General features: G+C 68.8%; 22 protein-coding genes. 11 read left to right on the top strand and 11 right to left on the bottom strand.

Annotation, left to right across the window (positions count from 1 at the left end):
- Window positions 1–7 precede the first annotated feature (7 nt).
- The 5 genes from LXT13_RS17230 to LXT13_RS17210 form a co-directional block, all read right to left on the bottom strand.
- Window positions 8–1000, bottom strand: a complete 993-nt coding sequence (locus LXT13_RS17230) for an LLM class flavin-dependent oxidoreductase (RefSeq protein ID WP_233373180.1) — start codon at window positions 998–1000, stop codon at window positions 8–10.
- The gene (locus LXT13_RS17225) at window positions 997–1902 is read right to left on the bottom strand and encodes an alpha/beta hydrolase (RefSeq protein WP_233373179.1); all 906 of its coding nucleotides are present in this window, start codon (window positions 1900–1902) and stop codon (window positions 997–999) included. Before LXT13_RS17225 ends, LXT13_RS17230 begins: the two co-directional genes overlap by 4 nt.
- A 265-nt stretch (window positions 1903–2167) precedes the next feature.
- Window positions 2168–2881 carry a YebC/PmpR family DNA-binding transcriptional regulator gene (locus tag LXT13_RS17220; RefSeq protein WP_233373178.1) on the bottom strand — a complete coding sequence of 238 codons (714 nt, stop codon included), beginning with the start codon at window positions 2879–2881 and terminating at the stop codon, window positions 2168–2170.
- A 64-nt stretch (window positions 2882–2945) separates the two neighbouring features.
- On the bottom strand, window positions 2946–3293 hold the full coding sequence (locus tag LXT13_RS17215; protein ID WP_233373177.1) for a hypothetical protein: 348 nt from the start codon (window positions 3291–3293) through the stop codon (window positions 2946–2948).
- Window positions 3294–3484: 191 nt separating this feature from the next.
- The gene (locus LXT13_RS17210) at window positions 3485–4570 is read right to left on the bottom strand and encodes a S1C family serine protease (RefSeq protein ID WP_419964682.1); all 1086 of its coding nucleotides are present in this window, start codon (window positions 4568–4570) and stop codon (window positions 3485–3487) included.
- 76 nt (window positions 4571–4646) lie between these two features.
- On the opposite strand from LXT13_RS17210, the gene LXT13_RS17205 reads away from it, so the two are divergent.
- From LXT13_RS17205 to upp, 5 genes are all read left to right on the top strand, one after another.
- Window positions 4647–5363 (top strand): acetyltransferase domain-containing protein, encoded by a 717-nt coding sequence (locus LXT13_RS17205; protein ID WP_233373176.1) that lies wholly within the window; start codon window positions 4647–4649, stop codon window positions 5361–5363.
- Between the two features lie 139 nt (window positions 5364–5502).
- Entirely contained in the window at window positions 5503–6615 is a 1113-nt protein-coding gene (locus LXT13_RS17200) for an acyltransferase family protein (protein WP_233373175.1), read from the top strand.
- Window positions 6616–6920: 305 nt separating this feature from the next.
- On the top strand, window positions 6921–7373 hold the full coding sequence (locus LXT13_RS17195; RefSeq protein ID WP_233373174.1) for a group II intron maturase-specific domain-containing protein: 453 nt from the start codon (window positions 6921–6923) through the stop codon (window positions 7371–7373).
- On the top strand, window positions 7370–8110 hold the full coding sequence (gene rlmB / locus LXT13_RS17190; protein WP_233373173.1) for a 23S rRNA (guanosine(2251)-2'-O)-methyltransferase RlmB: 741 nt from the start codon (window positions 7370–7372) through the stop codon (window positions 8108–8110). The genes LXT13_RS17195 and rlmB overlap by 4 nt, the downstream gene beginning before the upstream one ends.
- A gap of 33 nt (window positions 8111–8143) precedes the next feature.
- Entirely contained in the window at window positions 8144–8776 is a 633-nt protein-coding gene (gene upp, locus LXT13_RS17185; RefSeq protein ID WP_233373172.1) for a uracil phosphoribosyltransferase, read from the top strand.
- Window positions 8777–8788: 12 nt separating this feature from the next.
- Here the strand turns inward: upp and LXT13_RS17180 are convergent, their stop codons facing one another.
- Together LXT13_RS17180 and LXT13_RS17175 are read right to left on the bottom strand one after the other, a co-directional pair.
- A complete protein-coding gene (locus LXT13_RS17180) occupies window positions 8789–9973 on the bottom strand; it encodes an acetylornithine transaminase (protein ID WP_233373171.1) in 1185 nt (394 codons plus the stop codon).
- Window positions 9970–10572, bottom strand: a complete 603-nt coding sequence (locus LXT13_RS17175; protein ID WP_233373170.1) for a DJ-1/PfpI family protein — start codon at window positions 10570–10572, stop codon at window positions 9970–9972. The genes LXT13_RS17180 and LXT13_RS17175 overlap by 4 nt, the downstream gene beginning before the upstream one ends.
- 94 nt (window positions 10573–10666) lie before the next feature.
- Between LXT13_RS17175 and LXT13_RS28700 the strand changes: the two genes are divergently transcribed.
- Window positions 10667–11653, top strand: coding sequence for a GlxA family transcriptional regulator (locus LXT13_RS28700; protein ID WP_304622821.1), 987 nt, complete (start codon window positions 10667–10669; stop codon window positions 11651–11653).
- On the opposite strand, the gene LXT13_RS17160 is transcribed toward LXT13_RS28700, so the two are convergent.
- Genes LXT13_RS17160 through LXT13_RS17150 form a run of 3 tightly spaced genes read right to left on the bottom strand, consistent with a single transcriptional unit; the run spans window position 11650 to window position 13741 of the window.
- A complete protein-coding gene (locus LXT13_RS17160) occupies window positions 11650–12192 on the bottom strand; it encodes a chromate transporter (RefSeq protein WP_349254843.1) in 543 nt (180 codons plus the stop codon). The two genes, LXT13_RS28700 and LXT13_RS17160, sit on opposite strands and share 4 nt — an antisense overlap.
- Complete coding sequence (locus tag LXT13_RS17155) at window positions 12189–12737, bottom strand: chromate transporter (RefSeq protein ID WP_233373169.1); 549 nt, start codon at window positions 12735–12737, stop codon at window positions 12189–12191. Before LXT13_RS17155 ends, LXT13_RS17160 begins: the two co-directional genes overlap by 4 nt.
- Window positions 12734–13741: a D-2-hydroxyacid dehydrogenase family protein gene (locus LXT13_RS17150; RefSeq protein WP_233373168.1), complete on the bottom strand. Its 1008-nt coding sequence runs from the start codon at window positions 13739–13741 to the stop codon at window positions 12734–12736. Before LXT13_RS17150 ends, LXT13_RS17155 begins: the two co-directional genes overlap by 4 nt.
- Window positions 13742–13931: 190 nt before the next feature.
- On the opposite strand from LXT13_RS17150, the gene LXT13_RS17145 reads away from it, so the two are divergent.
- The 5 genes from LXT13_RS17145 (at window position 13932) to LXT13_RS17125 (ending at window position 22607) form a co-directional block, all read left to right on the top strand.
- A complete protein-coding gene (locus LXT13_RS17145) occupies window positions 13932–15794 on the top strand; it encodes an O-linked N-acetylglucosamine transferase, SPINDLY family protein (RefSeq protein WP_233373167.1) in 1863 nt (620 codons plus the stop codon).
- Window positions 15795–15816: 22 nt separating this feature from the next.
- Window positions 15817–18156, top strand: coding sequence for a type I secretion system permease/ATPase (locus LXT13_RS17140; RefSeq protein WP_233373166.1), 2340 nt, complete (start codon window positions 15817–15819; stop codon window positions 18154–18156).
- A 28-nt stretch (window positions 18157–18184) separates the two neighbouring features.
- Window positions 18185–19390 (top strand): HlyD family type I secretion periplasmic adaptor subunit, encoded by a 1206-nt coding sequence (locus LXT13_RS17135; RefSeq protein ID WP_233373165.1) that lies wholly within the window; start codon window positions 18185–18187, stop codon window positions 19388–19390.
- A 135-nt stretch (window positions 19391–19525) separates the two neighbouring features.
- On the top strand, window positions 19526–20866 hold the full coding sequence (locus LXT13_RS17130) for a TolC family protein (RefSeq protein WP_233373164.1): 1341 nt from the start codon (window positions 19526–19528) through the stop codon (window positions 20864–20866).
- Between the two features lie 55 nt (window positions 20867–20921).
- Window positions 20922–22607, top strand: coding sequence for a hypothetical protein (locus LXT13_RS17125; protein WP_233373163.1), 1686 nt, complete (start codon window positions 20922–20924; stop codon window positions 22605–22607).
- Here LXT13_RS17125 and LXT13_RS17120 read toward each other — a convergent pair.
- Window positions 22596–23684, bottom strand: a complete 1089-nt coding sequence (locus LXT13_RS17120; RefSeq protein ID WP_233373162.1) for a FemAB family protein — start codon at window positions 23682–23684, stop codon at window positions 22596–22598. The genes LXT13_RS17125 and LXT13_RS17120 overlap by 12 nt on opposite strands.
- Window positions 23685–23750 lie beyond the last annotated feature (66 nt).

Below are 23750 nucleotides of genomic sequence, written 5' to 3'. Positions count from 1 at the left end.
CGGGCGCTCAGGCCAGGGCCGACAGCAGTTCGTAGGACCGCCGCCGCAGCGCGTGGTCGTGCACCGCACAGGCGACGATGAGCTCGTCGGCTCCGGTGCGCTCCGCCGTCGCCTGCAGACCGGCCCGCACCGTTTCCGGCGATCCGACGACCGATTCGCTGAGCATGCGCTCCACCTGCAGCCGCTCGGCCGGCGTCCACAGCGCGTCCATGCTGGGTACGGGCTCCGGCAACTTGCCGCGCCGCCCGCGCGCCATGCCGAGGAAGCGCTGCTGAACCGACGTGAACAAGAAGCGCGCCTCGTCGTCGGTGGGCGCGACGATGACGTTCAGGCCCACCATCGCATGCGGCTTCGGGTGGCGGGCGCTCGGCCGGTAGGTGCTGCGGTAGATCTGCAGCGCCTGCATCAGCATCTCTGGCGCGAAGTGCGAGGCGAACGCGAACGGCAGGCCGAGGTAGGCCGACAGCTGCGCGCTGTAGAGGCTGGAGCCCAGCAGCCAGATCGGCACTTCGGTGCCTTGGCCCGGCACGGCGCGCACGACGGCGTGCGCGTCCGCGGGGCCGAGGTAGGCCTGCAGTTCCAGCACGTCGTTCGGGAAGGCGTCTTCGCCGGTGGATTCCAGGCTGCGACGCAGCGCGCGCATTGTGGGCCGGTCGGTGCCCGGTGCGCGGCCCAGGCCCAGGTCGATGCGACTTGGGAAGAGCTCGGCCAGCGTGCCGAACTGCTCGGCGATGGTCAGCGGCGCATGGTTCGGCAGCATGATGCCGCCGGCGCCGATCCGGATACGCCGGGAGGCCGCGGCCAACTGGCCGATCAGCACAGCGGTCGCCGAACTGGCCACGCCTTCCATGTTGTGGTGCTCGGCCACCCAGTAGCGCTGGTAGCCCAGCTCGTCGGCAAGGCGGACCAGGTCCAGGCTGTTCAGCAGCGCCTGTCGGGTGGTGGCGCCTTCGACGACGGGCGCAAGGTCGAGGATGGACAGCGGGGGCAGGGGAGTCATGCCGGCATCTTGCCGGCCGCTTCTTGGCCCTGGGCAGGCGGGGTCTTGCGCAACCGTGCATGCAGCCACGGGCCCAGCGTCGCCTCGTAGACCGTTGGGCGGAATGCATGCAGGTCCACGTGGCCCGCGCCCCTCACGGCCCAAAGCGTCTTTGGCTCCGGTGCCATTGCGAAAAGCTGCTCGGTCTCGGCCCAGCGCGTGCTGCGGTCCTCGGTGCCGGAGGCGATCAGCAGCGGCGCACGGATGTGGCCGACGGCGTCCAGTGGGCGCAGTTGGTCGGCGTTCATGTCCAGCCGCAGCGGCAGCTGCACGAGCAGCAGCGGCGCCAGCCAACGGCCCGCGGGGCCGAGCCTTGTCGTCAGCCGGTCCTGCACCGCGTCGACGATGGTGGGGTAGACCGACTCGAGCACGAGCGCATCGAGCTCCGGCTGGCGCTCGGCGAAGGTCAGCGTGGCGCCGCCAAGCGAGACGCCGAGGGCGCCGATACGCTCGCCGGGCAAGCGAGCGCGCAGCCAGGTCAGTGCTGCGTCCGCGGCGGCCGCCTCGCGCCGGCCGAAGGTGATGCGCTCGCCGGTGCTCTCGCCATGCGAAGGCAGGTCGATGAGCAGGCTGGCCAGGCCCTCGCGTTGCAGCCAGCGGGCGCGGTCCAGCATCTGCAGGCGGTTGCTGCGAACGCCGTGCAGCAGCAGCACTGCGCCTTCGCCAGGGTGGCCTGGTACGAACCACCCGGAAATGCGCTGGCCCAGGGGGTCGGGCAGCTGCACGGGCTCGACCCCGGCCAGGTCGTCCGGCGGCGGGCCGATGGCCTGGCGCGCCGGCCGCGTCAGCAGCTCTCCGGCCAGCAGGCTTGCGGCGGCCACGCCCAGCGTGAGCGTAGCCAGCGCCAAAGTGAGTCGGTTCATGCCAGCTTCTTCACTTGTTGGTGTGCGTTCGCGTGGCCGGCGCAAGTCCGCGAAAGGCCGGGCTGAGGCGGGTGTCGGCCGCCTCGGCGGTCCAGAGGCCAAGTGCCAGCCGTGCCACGCTCGGCCGGGCGTCCCGCTCGGCCGGCACCGTCAATGCAGGCACGAGCGGCGGTGACACGACGCCCCCGGCCAGCCGGGCGTAGCCAACCGGCAACTGGTTGCGTGGCGGGAGCCCTCCTCCATGCCTTGCGTCGTCGGGCTGCCGTCAGCCCGCCAGACCGGCGTACACGTGCTGCACGTCGTCGTTGTCGTCCATCGCGGCGAGGAAGCCTTCCACCTCCTCCAGCTGCTCGGCGCTGAGGCTTGCCGGGTCGATGGGGTTCTTGGGCCGGTAGCCCAACTTGGCGCTCAGCACGGTGAAGCCCTGGGTGGGCAGCGCGCGGCTGACGAGGTCGAGGTCGGTCGGGTCGGTCAGGAAGACGGTGACGCCGTTCTCATCGGCCGGCAGCAGGTCTTGCGCGCCGGCCTCGATGGCGGCGGTGTCGGCATCGGCGCCAGGCGTGGCGGGCTCGGCTTCGATCAGCCCGAGGTGGTCGAAGTCCCAGCTCACCGAGCCTGGTGTGCCCTGCTGCCCCTTGCGGAACAGCACACGCATGTCGGACGCCGCGCGGTTGGTGTTGTCCGTCAGTACCTCCACCATCACCGGCACGCGGTGGGGCGCGAAGCCTTCGTAGATGACCTGCTCGAAGTGCACCGTTTCGCCCGTCAGCCCGGCCCCCTTCTTGATGGCGCGGTCCAGCGTGTCCTTGGGCATGGACACCTTGCGCGCGGCCTCCACGGCCATGCGCAGCTTGGCGTTGTCCTTCGGGTCAGCGCCACCGCGCGCGGCGATCATGATGTCCTTGGCCAGCTTGCCGAACAGCTTGCCCTTGGCATTGGCAGCGATGTCCTTGTGTTTGGCTTTCCATTGCGCGCCCATGGGGTGTCCTGTCGCTTGTTTGGTGAGCCCGGCGTGTTCACAGCTTCGGGCAAAGGGCGCTACTTTACGGGTGCCGCTCTGCCGTCCACTTTGCCACCGGATGAACGGATTCGGTCCAGCACGAAGGACTGCATTTCTGGTGTGACGTTCTGGAGGGGAAGCGTTGAGAAATGCGCTTTGGATAAGACAGAAGCAAGAAGCCGTCAAAGCGCCAGACTTCGATGACGCATGACCACTTCATGGAGGCGGTGCGGATGCCAGAGATGAGAGGGAAGGATTCATCTTGCGCCGTGAACTCGGCGATCGGTGTGCCCATATCTCGCAGTTTGGCGAGGCAGTTCCGGTAGTGAACAACCCATGCTGCGCCGCAGACCAGATAGCCGAGCAAGGCGCTAGCCGTCATCGCCCCCATGGCCAGTCTCTCCGGGCGGTCATGGCCCGCAGTGCGAGGTAGGCACTAAAGCAGAGCAGCACGAGCGGGAAGGTGATGCCGACAGACCGGCGCCAGAATGCGAAGGCAGCCTTGCGCAGCAGTGCCTTGTCGTAGGCAAGCGTTGCTGTGAAGTGCATCGCAATCGCAGGTGTCGTGACCGGCCAGGGATATCAGTCTGAACTGCCCAACGTCGCCGCCACCATCCTCGTCTGCCCGCTTCGCCACACGGTCAGCGTCACCTTCTCCCCGATCTGCCGCGTCTCCAGCAGCGACAGCATGTCGTCCAGGTCCGCCACTGCCCGCCCGTCCACGGCGGTGATGACGTCGCCCTGCACGATGCGGCCCATGCGGTCGCGGCCGAAGGGCTTCAGGCCGGCTGCCGCGGCGGGGCTGCCGTCGGCCACGTTGACCAGCAACACGCCCTTGGGCGCGCCCAGTGCCCTGGCCAGGTTCTCCGGGCCCGAGGTCACGCCCAGCACCGGGCGGATGAAGCGGCCGTCGCGGATCAGACGCGGCACGATGCGGTTGACCTCGTCCACGGGGATCGCAAAGCCGATGCCGGCGCTGGCGCCGCTGGGACTGTAGATAGCGGTGTTGACACCTATGAGCCGCCCCGCCGAGTCCAGCAGCGGACCACCCGAGTTGCCCGGGTTGATTGCCGCGTCGGTCTGGATGGCGCCCTTGATCGTGCGCCGCGTGACGGACTCGATCTCGCGGTTCAGCGCGGAAACGATGCCGGTGGTCAGCGTCTGGTCCAGCCCGAAGGGGTTGCCGATGGCATAGACCTTTTGCCCCACCTGCAGCTCGCGGCTGCTGCCCACCGCAATGGCCGGCAGCTTGTCGCGCGGGGCCTCGATGCGCAGCACGGCGAGGTCGCGGTCCGGGTAGGCGCCCACGAGCCGGGCGGAGTAGCTGCTTTGGTCGTTCAGCGTTACGGTGGCGCGGTCGCCGCCCTGGATGACGTGGAAGTTCGTGACCACATGGCCGGCGTCGTCCCAGATGAAGCCGGTGCCGGTGCCGCTGGGCTGCTCGCTGGTGCGCAACGAAAAGAAGTCACGCTGCACCGCCAGCGTCGTGATGTGCACGACCGACGGCGATACGCGCTTGAAGACGCCGATGTTGTTCAGCTCCTCGGCGTCCAGCGCGCCGCGCGGGCTGACGGCGCGGGGCTGGGCCTGAGCTTTGGCGAAGGCTGGCGTGGTGGCCAGCGCGAACAGCAGGGCGGCGAGAATGGGGTGACGGAGCGAGCAGGTCACGGCAGTCGGGCGAAGTGGGAACCGCCCGAATTGTGGGCAAAACGCGGGCGCCTGCCGCATAGACTGCGCGCCAGCCATGCCTGACGCGACCGCCCAGCCCGCCGCCTCCCGCTCCCACCGACTCGACGCGCTGCGTGGTGCGGCCATGCTGTGGATGACGGCCTACCACTTCAGTTTCGACCTCAACCACTTCGGCTGGATCCAGCAGAACTTCTACCGCGACCCGTTCTGGACCTGGCAGCGCTGCTGCATCGTCAGCCTGTTCCTGTTCTGCGCGGGCGGCGGGCAGGCACTGGCGCTGAGCGGGCAGCAGATGGCCGGCCGCTTTTGGCGGCGCTGGGCGCAGGTGGCCGCGTGTGCGCTGGCCGTGTCGCTGAGCTCGCGCGTCATGTTTCCCGACAGCTGGATCAGCTTCGGCGTGCTGCACGGCATCGCCGTGATGCTGGTGCTGCTGCGTTTCGGCCTTGCGCGGCTGCCCGACGCGGTGCTGGTCGCGCTGGCCGCGCTGGCCATGGTGGCACCGCAGCTGTGGGCGTCGCCCTTCTTTGACACGCGCTGGACGGACTGGCTGGGACTGGTCACGCACAAGCCCATCACGGAAGACTACGTGCCGCTGCTTCCGTGGTTGGCGCCGCTGCTGGCGGGCTTCGTCGTCACGCGCCGATGGCCGGCCTTGTGGAAAGGCCGCGCGCCGCGTGCGCTGGCGTGGCCCGGCCGATGGTCGCTGAGCTACTACATGGTCCACCAGCCGGTGCTGATTGGCGTGCTGATGGCGGTTCAGTGGCTGCACTGAAGGCATGGGGCAGCCGGCATAGGCGTTGTTCGCGACGCGTTCGCCCTGCCTTCGGCTGGAAGAGTCCCTGGCGTTTCATATTGGATTGTGGCGCCAGGTGTTGTGGGATGCAGGCTGCCGATATACGAAAGAGAAGGCTGTGAAGGAAATCTGGACAGTACAGGCTATGCGAGGAATCGCTGCCTCGATGGTGGTGTTGCACCATGCCATCCGCGCTTTCGCCATCAATATCGAGCCGGGCACGAGCGCATTCGTGCTGGCGGAGTCCGCCAACTGGAATGTCCTCATCATCGGTGTCGACGTCTTCTTCGTGATCAGCGGCTTCATCATGGTCCATACGACGCCGGGCCAGAGTGGAGGACGGGCCGCCAGGTGGTTTCTGCTCAGACGCGTCATCCGCATCTATCCCCTGTATTGGATGGCCTTGCTCATTCCGATCGCTGGCGCCGCCACGGTGATGTGGAAGACGGGCCGCGCGGACCCCGACGTGCTGGACGCCGGAAGGGTTATCGCCGCCGCGGTGCTGGCGCCCAGCCTGGGCAGCAACGGCCATATCCAGCCCATCCTCGGTGTGAGCTGGACGCTTTCCTACGAAATGGTGTTCTACCTGGTATTTGCGCTGGCGCTGGCGCTGGGCCGCTCCGTGCCATTCATGGCTGGCGCCATCGTCGCCCTGGTGCTGGTGGCGCGGGCAACATCGCCCGCCACGGCCCTTGGTATGTTTCTGGCTCAGCCGGTCTATCTGGAGTTCATCTTTGGCATGCTGCTGGGCACGGCCTTCAAGATGAACCGGTTGCCGCGTCTGTCTCCCTGGATCGGCGTGCTGGCGTTTGTGTGCGCCATTCCGATGGCCGCGCGATGGCCGGAAGTCAATCCGTGGCGGTTCCTCTGGCTGGGAGTGCCGGCCGCTGTCGTCATGTGGGCGGCGATCAGCAATTCGGATCGACCGGCGCTGCGCGCAGCCAATCCGTTTGGCGCGGCGTCGTATGCCACCTACCTGTTCCATATGCCGGTCATCTCATGGCTTGTGGTCAGGCCATTCGTCTACCTGAAGCTGGAGACGGTCCATCCCCTGATGGTCGATGCCGGGATCGCGCTATCGGTCATGCTTTCTGTGCTTGTCGGTTACATGCTGCATCGGCACCTCGAAAAACCGTTGCAGGACAGCTTGTCCCAACGGTTGAGGTCCTCGGCGCCGCGGGCGGCATCGGCAGGCATCGAGGCGAACGGGACACAGCGCGAAGGGCGATGAAAGGCCATCGGTGAGTCGGCGGCGTCCGCGACGGGGTGCAGCGCGGCACGCGGCCGCCGGACCGAGAATCCGGGGATGGTGCGTCACGAAGCAAAGACTCGACTGAACTCTCCGGAGGACGGGAGAGTTGATGCGCGCTGCGCCACTTCAACGGGTGAGAGTCCCGTCCCGGTAGGCGTCGGTGCGCCGGGTGGCACGGGCTTCGACTTCCTGGACTGCCATTTGCACAAGCGCATGAGCGGAAGGCTCTGGCAGCAGCATGGCCTCAGCGGTATTACCTGCGGAGCTGGTCGAGCCACAAGGCCATGAACCGCGTACGCGAGCGGGTGCGGGGGCTGACCCAGCGAGGGCCGTGCCATAAGGATCTGCACGACGTGATCGGCGCGCTCAATCCGGTGCTGCGTGGCTGGGGCAACCACTTCCGCACGGGCAACGCGGCCAATCACTTCATCGACGTAGACGATTACGTGGCGAAGCGGCTGAGGAGCCTGCGGCTCAAGCGCGCGGGGCGCAGCCTGAAGGCCGGCCAAGCCAAGCAGTGGAATCGCGATTTCTTTGAAAGCCTGGGGCTATATCGCCTGCGCGGGGACAATCCGCTATCTCAGCAAGGCTCCTGTTCGCAGGAGGCCTGCGTAATGCTGCGAGCTGACCGACCACCGGTAAGCCGTGTGCGGGAAATCCGCATGCACGGTTTGAGAGGGGGTGTTGGCTTTGTTTTAGACCTTCGGGCCCGAAACCGGGCCAACATCTACCAATGAGCTCGCCCAAGTCCGTCCTTTTCGGCTTCCATGCCGTCACCGTCCGCCTCAAGACTCAGCCCGACTCTGTCGCCGAGGTCCATTTCGATCCCACCCGGCGCGATCAGCGCATGCGTGCCTTCCTGGAGCGCGCCCGCGAGTCCGGTGCCAAGCTGGTGGAGAGTAGCGACGAGCGGCTGAGCCAGCTGGCCGGCAGCCCGCGCCACCAGGGCGTGGTCGCACGCGTCGCGGCGATCGCGCAGCCGCATTCGCTGGACGATGTGCTGGATGCAGTCGAAGGCCCGCCGTTGGTGCTCGTGCTCGATGGCGTGACCGATCCGCACAACCTCGGCGCCTGCCTGCGCGTGGCCGACGGTGCCGGGGCGCATGCCGTCGTCGCGCCCAAGGACCGCGCCGTGGGCCTGAACGCCACCGTGGCGAAGGTGGCCAGCGGCGCGGCCGAGACGGTGCCCTACCTGATGGTCACCAACCTGGCACGGACCTTGAATGAAATGAAGGAACGCGACATCTGGGTCGTCGGCACGTCGGACCGCGCCGAGCGCTCGATCTACGACGTGGACTTCAAGCGCCCGGTGGCCCTGGTGCTTGGCGCCGAAGGCGAGGGCATGCGGCAACTGACGGCCAAGACTTGCGACGAGCTGGTGCGCATTCCGATGGCCGGCGCGGTGGAGAGCCTGAACGTCTCCGTCGCGTCCGGGGTCTGTCTCTACGAAGCCCTGCGCCAGCGCCGCGGATAATTCTGACTATCCAGCAAAAATCAGGGAGCCGTCATGGCCGTCATCGAAGTCCAGCATCCTCTCGTCAAGCACAAGATCGGCCTGATGCGCGAGGCCGACATCTCGACGAAGAAGTTCCGCGAGCTGACGGGCGAGGTCGCACGGCTGCTGGCCTACGAGGCGACCGCGGACTTCCCGACGGAGAAGGTGACGATCAACTGCTGGAGCGGCCCGACCGAGGTCGACCAGATCGCGGGCAAGAAGGTCACCGTCGTGCCCATCCTGCGCGCGGGCCTGGGCATGCTGGACGGCGTGCTGGACATCCTGCCCAACGCCAAGGTGTCGGTGGTGGGCCTGGCGCGCGATCACGAGACGCTCAAGCCGGTCAACTACTTCGACAAGTTCGTGGGCGACCTGCAGGCCCGCACGGCTCTCATCATCGACCCGATGCTGGCGACCGCCGGCAGCATGATCGCGACGGTCGACCTGCTGAAGGCGCGCGGCTGCAATGACGTCCGCGCGCTGGTGCTGGTGGCCGCGCCCGAGGGGGTCAAGGCGCTCACCACCGCCCATCCCGATGTGCGCTGCTGGACGGCCGCCATCGACAGCCATCTCAACGACGTCGGCTACATCATCCCGGGCCTGGGCGACGCGGGGGACAAGATCTTCGGCACGAAGGAAGGCTGAGCCGCAGCGCCCTCAGGCGCCGGTTTCGCGCAGCGCCTGGCGCAGCAGGTCCAGCCCCAGGTCCAACGCCGCGTCGTCGATGTTCAGCGCGGGCATGAAGCGCAGAAGGTTGGGCCGCGGCGCGTTCACGAGCAGCCCCACCGGCGCCAGCGCATGCGCGGCGGCTACCACATCGCTGGCCCGGTCGTGCGGCAGCACCAGTGCCCGCAGCAGCCCAGTGCCGCGCTCGCCCACGAGGCCATGGTCCCGCACGATGGCCTGCAGCCCGAGGGACAGCCGCCCGCCCCGCTGACGCACGTCGGCCAGGAAGTCCGGCCGGCAGACCTCGTTCACCACCGCCAGCCCCACGGCCGCCATCAGTGGGTTGCCGCAGAACGTACCGCCCTGGTCGCCGGGCTCGAAGCAGTTCAGCGCCTCGCGGCACAGCAGCGCCGCCAGCGGCACGCCGCCGCCGAGGCCCTTCGCCAGTGTCATGATGTCGGGCTCGATGTCGTAGAGCTCATAGGCGAAGGCGTGGCCGCAGCGGCCGATGCCGGTCTGCACTTCGTCGGCGATCAGCAGCAGGCCACGCTCGGTGGTCAGCGCCCGCAACTCGCGCATGAAGCCGCGGTCCGCCGGGTTCACGCCCGCTTCGCCCTGCACCAGCTCCAGCATGACGGCCACCGTGGCCGGCGTCAGTGCGCGTTCGACCGATGCGATGTCGTTGAGCCGCGCCTTCGCAAAACCGCCTGGCATCGGCGGGTAGAGCTGGTCCCAGCCCGGCTTGCCGGAAGCGCTCATCATCGCCAGCGTGCGGCCGTGGAAGCCGTGATCGAAGGTGACGACCTCATGCGCGCCGCCGCGCTGCCGGCTGCCCCAGCGCCGCGCGAGCTTGATGGCGCCTTCGTTGGCTTCGGCGCCCGAGCTGGCGAGGAACACCCGATCGAAGCAGCTCAGCGCCACCAGCCGCTCGGCCAGGTCCAGCATGGGCCGGTTGAAGTATGCCGGACTCGGGTTTACGAGCCGGGCGGACTGCTCGGCCAGCGCGCGCTGGATGAGCTCGGGGCTGTGGCCCAGGCAGTTGACGGCCCAGCCTTGCACGAGGTCGAGGTAGCGCTTGCCGCCCTCGTCGGTCAGCCACGAGCCGTGGCCGTGGGCGAACACTGTCTCGGGCCGGCGGGTGATGGTGAGGAGGGCTTGTCCGGGCGCAGTCGTCATGGCGTGTCGGTCCAGTCGTAGTCCATCTGCCGCGCGGTGCGCAGCGCGAGTTCGGGGCCGTGCAGCCGCCGCACGAGGTGCAGGCTCATGTCGATGCCGGCGGAAATGCCGGCTGACGTGATGACGGCGCCTTGGTCCACCCAGCGGGGGCCGCCCACGGTCCGCACCGCCGGCCGCAGGGTCTGCAGCGCGTCGAGGTCTTCCCAGTGCGTCGTCGCCTCCAGGCCGTCCAATACGCCGGCCTGGGCCAGCAGCAGCGCTCCGGTGCAGACGGACGCCAGCACGCGCGCGCTGCGGCGCTGGGCGGCGATCCAGTCCAGCACGTCCGCATGCTGCAGCTCGGCATCGACGACGCCGCCCGGCACCACCGCCACGTCCAGCGGGGGATGCGCGTCCAGCGGCTGGTCCGCCAGCACCCGCAACCCCGCGCGGGCTCGCACGGCGGCCACCTTGCGGCCGATAGCGACCACCGTGAACAGCGGTTGGGAGCCGTCCGGCTGCGTGCGGGCATGCACGCGGCTGGCCGTTGTGAACACCTCGTAGGGGCCGGCCATGTCTAGCAGTTCCATCTCGTCGAACACCAGGATGCCCACGTTCATGTCGTCCTCACCGTGCGTTGCATGCAGCCAGTGTGCGCGGCGGGCCTGCTGACCGCCAGGACGCAGTTCCCACTTTTTCTGCCATAGTCGCCGCATGACCTGTCGCATCGCCTTCGTGCTCTTCCCGGGCTTCCAACAGCTCGACCTCGCCGGGCCGATGGCGGTGTTCGAGGTGGCGCGGCTGGAGCGGCCTGGCAGCTATGAATGGCGATTGGTGGCCAGCCAGCCAGGCGGCGTGCGCAGCTCGGCAGGCGTCACCTGGCCGGTGCAAGGCCTGCCGCGCGCGCTGGCGGACGTGGATCTCGTCATGGTCATCGGCGGTGATGGCGTGGACGCGGCCTGCCGCGATGCGACGCTGGTGGCCTGGCTGCAGCGCGCGAGCCGCTGCGGCGTCCGCATCGCCAGCATCTGCAGCGGCAGCTTGCTGCTGGCGGCGGCAGGCCTGCTGGACCACCGCACGGCGACGACGCATTGGTCACGCAGTCGGCAGTTCGCCAGCGAGTTCCCGGACGTGCAACTGCAGCCTGACCGCATCTACGTGCGCGAGCCGGCACGGCGCGCGAACGGCCAGCCCGAGCTGTGGACGAGCGCGGGCATGACGGCCGGCATCGACCTGTGCCTGGCGCTCGTGGCCCACGACCATGGCGAGGCCGTGGCGCGCGAAGCGGCGCGGCAACTGGTGGTGGAGCGCCGTCGGCCGGGCGGGCAGTCTCAGTTCTCGCCGTTGCTGGAGTTGCAGCGGCCCGAGGGGCGCTTTACCGCGTTGCTGGACGCCGTGCGCGGCGAGCTGCAGCAGGACCATCGCGTCGAATCGCTGGCGGAGCGGGCCTGCATGAGCCCGCGGCATTTCGCACGCTGCTTCCGTGAAGAGACCGGCGCGACGCCAGCCCAGGTCGTCGAGCGGCTGCGCGTGGAGGCCGCGCGGGCCGCGCTGGAGGGCGGCGAGGCGTCGGTGCAGCGGGTTGCGCTGGATTGCGGATTCGGCAACACCGAGCGCATGCGGCGTTCGTTCGTGCGGCTGCTGGGCCGGCCGCCAGCGCATTTCAGGGCGTCAGCATCGGAAGGGCGTTCACCCGTCTAGACGAGGCCCAGCGCCCCGAGAACGCCGCCGCCCAGCACCATCCAGACCAGCGACAGCCGCGTCTTGATCACCAGCACGACGGTCGCAGCCATCAGCGCGAGCGTGTTCCAGCGGTGGTCTTCCGCGCGCAGGAAGGGCAGGGCCAGCAGCCAGCCGGTGGCGATGATGAGGCCCAGCGTCAGCGGCGTCATGCCGGCGCCGAAGGCGCGCACGGCCAGGTGCTCGCGGTTGGAACGCGCCCAGCGAGTGGCCGACAGCGTCAGCAGCGTGGACGGCAGCATGATGCCGCCCATCGCCGCGGCAGCGCCGGGCAGCCCCGCGACGTTCCAGCCCAGCACGGCGACGAACAGGATGTTGGGCCCGGGGGCGGCCTGAGCCAGCGCGATGGACGTCGTGAAGTCGGTCTCAGTGAGCCAGCCGGTCTTGTCGACGAGGAAGCGGTGCATCTCCGGTACCGTCGTGATGGCGCCGCCGATGGACATCGGCGACAGCATCAGGAAATGCAGGAAGAGCGCCAGCAGGTCGACTGGCGTGCTCACCTCAGCCTCCACCAGGCGAGCGCCATGCCGCCGCCGCCCACCAGCGCCAGCACAGCGACTAGTGGCCAGCGCAGCAGGCCGATCAGCACGAATGCCGCGGCCGCCAGGCCCAGCGCCAGCGGCCGGCCCAGCGGACTCTTGCCCAGCGCCGGCAGCAGCTTGATGCCGGTGGCCACCACCAGCCCAGCCGACACGGCGCCCATGCCGCGCAGGGCGTTGGTGGCCAGCGGGTAGTGCGACAGCTGCGTGTAGCTGGCAGCCAGCGCCAGCACGATGACGGCCGGCAGCGACAGCATGCCGGCCAGCGCGGCCATCGCGCCGCGCGCGCCGAAGAAACGGTCGCCGACCATCATGGACAGGTTCACGACGTTGGGGCCGGGCAGCACCTGGGCAATGGCCAGGGTCTCGACGAACTCTTCCTTCGTCATCCAGCCCAGCCGCTCCACCAACTCCCGCTGCGCGACCGCCAACACGCCGCCGAAACCCTGCAACGCGAGCCGCGAGAAGGCCAGGTAGAGCTCGACGCAGGACTGCGGGCGGTTCACCGGATGACTTTGAGAGCCTCGGGGTTCACGATGTTCGTCGGCTGGTGGTTGATGAAGTTCAGCACGTTGTCGAAGGCGGCATCGAAGTACATCTCATAGCTGTCCTGCTCGACGTAGCCGATGTGCGGCGTGCAGACGGCGTTCTCCAGCCGCAGCAGCGGGTGGCCCTGCAGGATGGGCTCGCTCTCGAACACGTCGATGGCGGCCATGCCGGGGCGGCCGCGGTTGAGTGCCGATACGAGTGCGCCTTCCACCACCAGCTCGGCGCGCGAGGTGTTCACGAAGAGGGCTGTGGGTTTCATCTGGGCGAGGTCCTCGGGCGTGACGAGGCCGCGCGTGGCGTCGCACAGCCGCACATGAACCGACAGCACGTCGGCCTCGGCGAAGAAGGCCTCTCGCGAAGGCGCTGCCTCGTGGCCGTCGGCCTCGGCGCGGAGCCTCGATGGTTCGCTGCCCCAGACCATGACCTTCATGCCGAAGGCGCGGCCGTAGCTGGCCACTAACTGGCCTATGCGGCCGTAGCCCCATACGCCCAGCGTCTTGCCGCGCAGCACCAAGCCCACGCCGAAATTGGCGGGCATGGACGCGGCCTTGAGGCCGGCCTGCTGCCAGGCGCCGTGCTTGAGGTTACCGATGTACTGCGGCAGCCGGCGCATGGAGGCCATGATCAGCGCCCAGGTCAGCTCGGCCGGTGCTACCGGGTTGCCCACGCCCTCGGCGACGGCTATGCCCAGGCGCGTGCAGGCGTCCACGTCGATATGGGAGCCGGCGCGGCCGGTCTGGGAGATGAGCTTGAGCTTGGGCAGCTTTTCGAGCAATTGGCGCGGGAAGGCCGTGCGCTCGCGGATCAGCACCAGCACCTCGGCGTCGCGCAAGCGCACGGACAGCTGGCCGATGCCCTTGACGGTGTTGGTGAAGACCTTGGCGTTCAGGTGTTCCAGTTTGGCCGCGCAGCGCAGCTTGCGCACGGCGTCTTGGTAGTCGTCCAGGATGATGACGTTCATGGGGGCATCACGTTTTGGGCCATTGTGCCCCGGGCGTGGCGGTCGGCCGCAGGCGCGCAGAGGCGACTTCGGCCGCAAAAAGTGCGCGTTGCACGGTTCAATTGCACGGATCGGGCGGGGGGGAGAGGCGGAGAATCCGTGCCATGAGCCGCCATCCGGCCGCGCCACCGCCTTCCAACCCGGAATTACCATGGACATCGCCAGTCCGAGCATGCAGACCTTGAGCGTCCCGCAGGCCTTGCCGCCCGAATGGGACGGCTTGATGGCCGCCGTGCGTGCGCGCAGCCTCAGCCTGCCCGACGTGATGTCGCGTGCCAACCAGCTGCAGGCCGACGGTCAGCCGGATCTGGCCGGCCAGCTGTATCAAGCCTGGCTGGACCACAGCGACGGCCCGATGCGCCTGGTGGCCATGTACAACCTGGGCACGGTCTGGTCGTCGCTGCGCCGGCACGAGGATGCCGAACGCGTCTACCGCGAGGCGCTGGCGCTGAAGCCGGACTTCCTGCAGGCGCGCGTGAATCTGGGCCACCAACTGGAGCACCAGGGGCGCAAGGAAGAGGCGCTGCAGGCGTGGCGCGAGGTGGCCGACAGCGACACCACGGCCGAGGTCATGGGCACGTCGCCGCAGGAGATGCGGCTGCATGCGCTGAAGAACATGGCGAGGCTGCTGGAGCAGGAGCGGCGCTTTCCCGAATCCGAGGCGCTGATGCGGCGCTCGCTGGTGCTGCAGCCTGAACAGCCGGATGTGCTGCAGCACTATGTCCATATTCGCCAGAAGCAATGCGCCTGGCCGATCTACGAGCCGGTCGGCGAGGTCACGCCCAACCAGCTGCTGTCCAACACCTCGCTGCTGGCCATGCTGAGCTATAGCGACGACCCGGCTCTGCAGCTGATGGTGGCCCAGCGCTTCGTCGCCGAGAAGGTAACCAAGTACAAGGGGCCGCCGCTGCACGCCCGCGTCAAGCGCGAGGGCAAGGTGCGCATCGGTTACCTGTCGGGCGACCTGCGCATGCATGCGGTCGGCTTCCTGACGTCGGAGATCTTCGAGCTGCACGACCGTTCGCGGTTCGAGGTGTTTGCGTTCTGCTGGAGTGGCAACGACGGCACGCCTCATCAGGCGCGCATCCGCGCGGCGATGGACCACGTCATTCCGTTGCAGGGACGCAGCGACGAGGAGGCTGCCCAGCTGATTGCTGCGGCCGGCATCGACGTGCTGGTGGATCTGCAAGGCCTGACCAACGGCGCCCGGCCGGACATCCTCGTGCGCCGGCCGGCGCCGGTGCAGGTGAGCTACCTCGGCCTGCCGGCCACGTCGGCTATCCCGGGTGTCGACTGGATCATTGCCGACCGCTACGTGATGCCGCCCGAGTACCTGCCGTACTGCACGGAGCGGCCCATCTACCTGAAGCACTGCTACCAGTCCAGCGACCGCAAGCGTCCCGTTGGCAGCACGCCCACGCGTGCACAGGTCGGGCTGCCGGAGGAAGGCTTCGTCTTCTGCTCGTTCAACAACAACCACAAGTACACCCAGCCGATGTTCGAGGCCTGGATGCGGATCCTGGCCGCCGTGCCGGGCTCGGTGCTGTGGCTGCTGGCGGACAACGACAAGGCCCGCGAGAACATGCTAGCCCATGCCGCGCGCATGGGCGTGTCGGCTGACCGGCTGTACTTCGCGCCGCGCGCCGCGCCGCCAGACTACCTGGCCCGCTTCCAGTTGGCCGACCTGGTGCTGGACACCTTCCCGTTCAACGCCGGCACGACGGCCAACGACTGCCTGTGGATGGGCACGCCCATCCTGACGCTGAGCGGCCGCAGCTACATCTCCCGCATGGCGGGCAGCCTGCTGCATGCGGTGGGACTGCCTGAGCTGGCCGTCACGACGCTGGCCGACTACGAGCGCATGGCCGTGCTGATCGGGTCGAACCCGGCGCGGGCGCGCTCGTACAAGCGCTACCTGGCCGAGCACGGCCGCTCGTCGCCGTTGTTCGACATGCCTGGCCTGGTGCGCGACATGGAAGACCAGTTCGAGCAACTGGCGCTGGCGCGCCGCTGAGCGCTGAGACGGAGTAGCCCCGGTGCCGCCTTCCCCTCGCCGCGATGACTTCTTCGACCCGCCCGCCGAGGGCGGTCGACGCGGCCCGCACCTCGCGGAGGCACCGCCCGCGCCGCCGCGGCGGCCCGAGGCCGAGGACGTGGCCGGTGCAGGCGCCGACCTCGGCGACCCGCTGCTGCATGCGCTGGTCTGGCTGACGCAGTACCACGGCCGGCCGCGTTCGGCGGCGTCGCTGCGTGCTGATGGTGCGGCCGATGGCGCGCTGGCGCCCGACCAGGCCGTGCGCCTGATGCGCGAGGCCGGTTACGACGCCGCAATGCAGCGCCGCGCGCTGGAGCAGATCAACGGCCTGATGTTGCCCGCCGTGCTGCTGCTCAAGGGCGGTGATGCCTGCCTGCTGGTGCGCCCCCTCAGCGACGGCGCCGGCCGCTTCGAGGTGGTGTTTCCCGGTGCCGACGCCAAGGCCTGCGAGGCATCGCTGACGGAGCTGCAGGACGAGTACAGCGGCTTCTGCCTGTTGGTCAGCCCGGCCGAGGTGCCGCGCGCGCAGGCCCGCGCCCACCACCACCTGATCCAGCTGGACGCGACTGACCACTGGCTGTGGGGCACGCTCAAGCGCTTCATGCCCTATTACCGCGGCGCCATGCTCGCCGCGCTGCTGAGCAACGTGCTGATGCTGGGCACCGGCATGGTCACGGCGGTCATCTACGACAAGGTCATCCCGCACCAGGACGCACTGGCCACGCTGTGGACGCTGGTCATCGGGGGCGCGTTGTGCGTAGCCTTCGACCTGTTCGCCAAGCACCTGCGGGCCGACCTGATCGACCTCGCCGGCCGCAAGGCCGACCTCATCATCGGCTCGCGGCTGTTCAAGCACATCCTGTCCATCCGCATGGAGCACCGGCCTGCGTCGGCGGGCTCCTGTGCCCACTACATGGGCCAGGTGGAGACGGTGCGGGATTTCTTTGCCTCGGCATCGATGTCCGTCATCAGCGACGTGCCCTTCATTCTGATCTTCATCGGCATGATCTTCGTCGTCGGCGGGCCGCTGGGCTGGGTGGTCACGCTGATCGTGCCGCTGATGCTGATCGGCATCCTCGTGTTGCAGCGCCTGGTGCGCCGCGCCGTGCGCACCGGCATGGCCGAGCATGCGGAGCTGCAGGGCAACCTCGTGGAGGCGCTGGAAGGGCTTGAGGACGTCAAGACCTCCGGCGCGGCGCCGCAGTTCCAGCACCGCTACGAGCTCAGCAATGCCGTGGCGGCGGAGTCCGGCCACCGCATGCGCAGTATGCACGGGCTCATCAGCCACCTGACGCATTCCATGTACCAGGTCAACACACTGGTCATGTTGCTGGTGGGCGTCTATCTGATCCGCGATGGCGCGATCACGCAGGGTGCACTGGTGGGTTCCATCATGTTCTCCATGCGTGCGCTGGCGCCGCTGGGAGCGCTGGTTGGGCTGGTCACGCGCTACCAGGGCGCGCGCGCCGCGCTGCAGAGCCTGGACACGCTGATGAGCAAGCCGACCGAGCGCCAGCAGGGGCAGCATTACGTGCCGCTGAGCCAGGTGAGCGGCCGCGTGGGCCTGAACGACGTGGGCTTCAGCTATCCGCCGCCCGTGCCGGGACAGGCGGCGCCCAAGGTGTTGAACGGCGTGTCGCTGCGCATCGAGGCCGGCGAGCGCATCGCCATCCTTGGCCGCATCGGCAGCGGCAAGTCCACCGTGCTGCGGCTGCTGGGCGGGCTCTACCAGCCGACCGAGGGCATGGTCGAGGTCGAAGGCATCGACCTGCGCCAGGTAGACCCAGCCGAGTACCGCGCCCATGTGGGCTTCGTGTCGCAGGAGCCGCGGCTGTTCCACGGCTCGTTGCGCGACAACGTGCTGATGGGCCGCAGCGACGTGGACGCCGCGCGGCTGGTCGAAGTGGCCAAGCTGACCGGTCTGGACCGTGTCGTCTCGTCGCATCCGCAAGGCTGGGACCTGCCGGTGGGCGAGATGGGCGCCATGTTGTCGGGCGGCCAGCGGCAGTTGGTGGCGCTGGCGCGGGCGCTGGTCAACCGGCCGAAGATCCTGCTGATGGACGAGCCCACCAGCTCGATGGATGCGCAGTCGGAGATGAGCTTCTTGCGGCAGCTGAAGCAGGCCTCCGACGGCGTGACGCTGGTGGCTGTGACGCACCGGCCGGCAGTGCTGGAGCTGGTCACCCGCGTCGTGGTCATGGACAACGGCAAGGTTGTGCTGGACGGTCCGCGCGACAAGGTACTGGCCGCCTTGTCCGGCGTGCGTCCCGCGGCCGAGCAGCAGCCGCAGGTGCACATGCACCCGGCCGCGCAGCCCGTGCAGCGGCAGGCCTCGGTGTGACGTTGCGACCGACGGCGAGTGAGGCGTGATGGCAGCGGCCCGACACGACGGCATGTTCACCAGCGCGCTGGCCAATGCGCTGGCTGACGAGCCACTGCCGCGCTCGATGTGGGCGCTGTACCTGCTGGCGGCGGCGCTGTTCGCCGCCGTCGCCTGGGCCAGCATCGCGAAGGTGGATCAGCTGAGCCGTGTGCAAGGCCGCGTCGTGCCTGAGGCGCGGGAGCAGGTCATCGCCAGTCTGGACAGCGGCCTGTTGGCCGAGCTGAAGGTGCGCGAGGGCGAGGAGGTGCAGGCCGGCCAGGAGCTGGCGCGCCTGGATCCGACCCGTGTGGAGGCGCAGGAGAACGAGGGCGCGCTGCGCCGCACGGCGATGCGTGTGGCCGTGGCGCGGCTACGGGCTGAGGCCTATGGCAGCCGTTTCGAACTGCCGGCCGACGTGCCGCCCAAGGCCGAGGCCGTGCAGCTGGAGCGGCAGGCCTACGAGGCCCGCCAACGTCTGCTGGACGAGGCAGTGTCCAGCCTGGATCGCAGCATCGGGCTGCTGGCCAAGGAGCTGAAGGTGGCGCAGGAGCTGTCGGCGCGCGGGCTCATGTCCGAGGTCGAGGTCATGCGTGTGAACCGCCAGATCAACGACCTGCGCCAGCAGCGCCAGGAACGCATCAGTCGCTTTCGCCAGGACGCCAGCCAGGAGCTGACGCGTCAGGAGAACGAACTGGCCGCGCTCGACGAGCAGCAGGTGGTTCGCCAGGACGCGATGAAGCGCACGGTGCTGCGCTCGCCGGTGCACGGCATCGTCAAGAACATCCGCATCACGACGCTGGGCGGCGTGGTCGGCAGCGGCGCGCCCATCATGGAGATCGTGCCCCTGGGCGAGGCGGTGCTGATCGAGGCCCGCGTGCCACCCAGCGAGGTGGGTTTCATCCAGGTCGGCCAGCGTGCGATCATGAAGATCACCGGCTACGACTACAACATCAACGGGGGCCTGGAAGGCCGGATAGAGACCATCAGCGCCGACACGCTGGGTGACAACGAGAAGATCACCGCCACGGGAGATGCACGCTATTACCGCGCGCTGGTGCGCGCCGACCACAACACCCTCACGCGCAACGGCAAGCCGCTGCCGGTCATCCCTGGCATGAGCGCCACGGTCGAGATCAAGACAGGCGAGCGCACCGTGCTCAGCTTCGTGCTGCGGCCGCTGATGAAGAGCCAGGAAGCGCTGAAGGAGCGCTGACAAGCGGTCGATCGTGAGTGCCGTGGCGGCGAGTGCGTCCGCGGAATAGGCCACCCCATCCGCCGTTTCTCGCGTCTTCTCGGCTGTGGGCGCCATGGTCTAGTGAAGGTTGTGTCTCCTGCCGCTGTACCGCCCATGCGCGCCATCTCCCGCCTTCTGTTGCTCACCCTGGCCTGTGGCATCGCCATGCCTGCCTGCGCGCAGCTGCGGTGCGGCGAGGATGACAGTTCCGTCCTCAATGACAAGGCCAGGGGCGTGGACCTGTCGGTCGCGTCCAGCGATCCGCGCGGCCAACTGGTCACGCTGGTGGACACGGCGCTGCGCCGCAGCGAGCAGATCGGCGCGGCCACGCTGCTGGCGCAGGCCGCACGCGAGGACTGGGTGCAGGCCAGCGAGGCCGGCCAGCCTAGCGTCAACGCCACAGTCAGCGGCGCCGCTGCCGGCCAACAGGTCGGCAGCGTGCGCCAGCACCAGGTGCAGTCCCAGTTGTCGCTGGGCTTCAGCATGCCGCTGTGGGATGCCGGCCGCGTCGCCTACAACGCGGCCTGGCGGGCGCAGCTCGCCGAGGCGTCGCGCCAGGGGCTGTTCAATGCGCAGCAGCAGATCGCCGTGCAGGTCGTCAACTACTCGCTCGACCGTGGCCGCCTGCTGCTGCAGGCGCAGATCTACCGCCAGTACATGCGCCGCATGGCCTGCCTCGTGGAGGCGCTGGAGGGCATCGTCAAGGTCGACAAGGGTCGGGCCAGCGAGCTGATCCAGGCGCAGAAGAGCCAGATGACCGCCGAGCTGTCAATGGAGCAGACCGTCAGCGCGCTGCGCTCGACCGAGTTCCGCCTGAAGCGCCTGGTAGGGGATGACCTGCCGCCCAGCGCCAGCTACGCCACCGTACTGAACCAACTTCCGGACATCGAGTCGCTCAAGCGCGCCGCGGCCGACGCGCCGGACCTGCTGAACCTGCAGGCCAACTCGCGGGCGCAGCGCCGCTATGCGCAGAGCGTTGCTGCGCAAGGTAAGCCCCAGGTCAACCTGGGCGGCACCGGCATCGCCACCGTGGCGCGACCCGGCAGCAAGGCCGGCGAGTGGAATGCAGGCGTCAGCCTGACCGTGCCCATCCTGCAACCCGGCCAGCAGGCCGCCGAGCAGGCGGCTCGCCAGCGTGCCGAAGCGGCCGAGGCGCAGGAGCGCGATTCGCTCAACGCCAAGATCTACCAGATGAGCGACCTGTACAGCACCGCCGAGGCGGCGCTGGACCGCTCGCGCCGCATCGTGGACATCCTGCGCAACAGCGAACGCCTGCGCGCTGCCACGCTTGTTCAGTGGCAGCAGATGGGCCGGCGCTCGCTGTTCGACGTGATGGGCGCGGAGTCGGACTACTATTCCCTGCGCGTCGCGCAGCTCAGCACGCTGTTCGAGGCGCAGCAATCGCTGGCCATGCTGTGGTCCATGGGACCGGGCGTCATGGCCGCGCTGCGTTGATGCGGGCCGCCCGTAGAGGCGGCCTTTCTTCGACTGGACGTCATCTGGAGACCGCGTGAGCGAAGTCGTCACGGTGCTGCACCGCTTTGATCTGCCGATGGCAGCGGCCCTGGTCGCCGACAAGGGCTGCCGCGCCTTCTTGCCCGACCCGGTCATCTACGACCGTGCGCTGGGGCAGGGCATCGCCGCGCCGCTGGTGCATGTGCGTTCAAGCGCCGACATCGCTGGTGCCGCGTTCACCGATGCGCAGCGCGACGCTCGGGCGCTGTGCCGTGACCTGGGCGAAGTGCTGGCCGCCATCGCGCCGGCCGCGGTGGACGGCGCGTGGAGTGGCCACCGCATCTTTCATCTGCTCTGGACGCTGCATGGCTACCGCCGGATCTGGCCCGAAGTGCTGGCCCAGCATACGCACGACCATTGGCACGTGCTGCTGCCGCAGCAAGCCCACACCTATGGCGTGCACTCGTTCGTGCCGGGGCTGCTGCTGGTTAACGAGCTGCGTGATCGCGGCCTGCACCACACGGCGTACGGCTTCGATTGCCCGGGCCTGGATGCCTACCAGTTGCCGGACCTGCGCCAGTTGCCGGCGGCGCTGGACCTGATCGCCCATGTGCCGACCTGCGGCCACGATGCACGCTACATCGCTGATGAACTTCGCGCCAGCGGCCTGCGCGTGGGCGCGCTCAGCCCGCAGATGTACGACGTGCCGCTGGACGGCGTTCCGGCGAGCGGCCTGGTCGGGCTGCCCGAGGTGCGGGCGTTGCTCGGTGCCCAAGCCTGCGCGCGCGTGCAGGCGCTGCGCGTGCCGATCGAAGACGTGCTGCGGCGGCATCTGGTGCGCTGGATCGCGCAGCCGCGCTTTCTGGACCTGCAGCTGCAGGCGCTGTGGGAAGCGCTGGAGGCGCAGACCTTGTTCTATCTGTGGCTGGAGCAGCACTTCGCCGGCCGCCCGCCGCGCCAGCTTCTGATCTCCAACCACGATGCCACCGTGCACGGCGCGCTGATGACCTACGCCCGCGAGCAGGGCATGGCGACTCTCGTGCTGCCGCACTCGCGCGTTCACAACCTGGCGATCAAGAGTGATGGTCTGGCGCCGCTGTGCCTGCACCATGCGATGCAGGACGGCCCTTGCCTGGACCTCGCCGATCGCGTGCTGCCCAGCGGCCCGTTGCGCTACCCGGGCGATTGGCAAGCCCCGGCCGAGACCGGCGAGCTGCGCACCGTCGGCCTGGTGCTCAACGGTATCAGCGCCAACGGCATGTGCATGGTGGACTTCACCGCCTACGCCGGCGCGGTGCAGGGCTGGCGGGACTGGGCCGCACAGCGCGGCCTGACGCTCAAGCTGCGCGTGCGCGCGGTTGAGACGCCGGTGACGCTGGTCGCCCAGTGCCTGCAGACGGACGTGGACGGCCTGATGCAGAACACGCAGGGCAGCCTGCTGGAATTCGCGCGCGGCTGTGACCTGACGCTGGGTTTCGACGTGCCGACGTCCGGCCTGCAGGACCTGGTGCGTGAGGGCCTGGCCGTCATGCAGGTGGAGTTGCGGCCGCTGGCCTGGCACGAGTGGAGCATCGTGGATGAACGCGTCGTGCCCCGCTATGGCATGGTCGAAGCCCAGCAGCGGCTTGCGCTGATGCAGGCCAATGCGTCGGTGTTCGCACGCTACCGGCGCGCGCAGTTCGATGCGGCTCGTGCGCGCACGGCCGACGCGCGACCGCTGCGCGACTGGCTACGCCGCTGACGGCTCCGCGGCGGCCCAGCGATCCACCGGCAACGCCAATTCCAGCCGTGTGAACAGGTGGCTGGCGAATCCCTGCTTGAAGTCTGAGATCGCGACCTGCTTGGCGCTCGGCGCCGGCTGGTCCTGCGGGCAGCTGCGCTCACCCAGCCGGTACCAGGGAATGCCCAGCGCCACGAGCCGCTCGATCGCCACCTGCTGCACGACATGGCCCAGCGGCTTGTCGAACAGCGTGCGGTCGTAGACGCCCACTCCGTACATCGCCTCGTCGCGCGTGTGCTCGATGAAGCCGCCGCCGACCAGTCGACCGTCGGCTGGGTCGCGTAGCAGCACCGCGAAGGCCCAGCCCTGACGGATCCAGTCCAGCTGGTACGCCCAGGTCACGTCGGCGCGGGTGCGCCGGCCGGCCACCGTGATGTGAAGCTGCTTGAACTCTTCCCACGCTGCCGCGTCGGCATGACCGGCGTCCAGCAGCTGAACCTGCCAGGCGCGCAGGCCCGTGTTGATGAGCGCCTTGTAGCTCTTGCGGAAACTGCTGCGCACATCTGCCAGCGGCCGCTGCAGGTCGGCGAAGAGATCGTGTTTCACACTGACGGCCGCTCCGGCTGCCAGCCACTGGCGGTACCAGTCGTCCTGGCCGCGCCCCTCCTGCGGCGGCATGCAAGGCTGCTCGAACAGCAGCGTTTGGCAGCCCAGCGAGGTGGCCAGCAGGCGCAGCAGCTGCATGAGCCGTGCGCAGAGCTTCTTGATCGTGCCGGCGGGCAGCGTCGCGGCGAACAGCGGCGGCGTGATGCGGCTGCCGTTGCCGCTGAGGTGCGCATGATCGTCCACGTGGGTCAGCAGCAGCGGGAACACGCCGCAGGGTCGGCCGTCGTGCATCAGCACGAGACTCAGGTCCTGCAGCTGCTCTTGCGACTCCCGCAGGTAGCACACCTGGTAGTCCAGCACGCCGGGCGCGTACGTCATCAGCTGGTAGGGCGCGGCCTGCCACGCGGTTTGCCACGCGTGCCGGTCGTCGACGTAGCGAAGGGCGGCTAGGCCGCAGCGGTCCAGCAGCGCGTTCAGGTCGATGTCGGGCATGGGGCGGGCAGCAGGGCGCGTAGTGGGGCGAAGGTCGGCCGCATGCTCGCACACCGCCGCCCCTGC

It is taken from the genome of Pelomonas cellulosilytica (assembly GCF_021353265.1).
Lineage (GTDB): Bacteria > Pseudomonadota > Gammaproteobacteria > Burkholderiales > Burkholderiaceae_C > Pelomonas > Pelomonas cellulosilytica.
The sequence above is the reverse complement of the archived record's forward strand: the minus strand, read 5'-3'. Positions and strand labels throughout refer to the sequence as shown.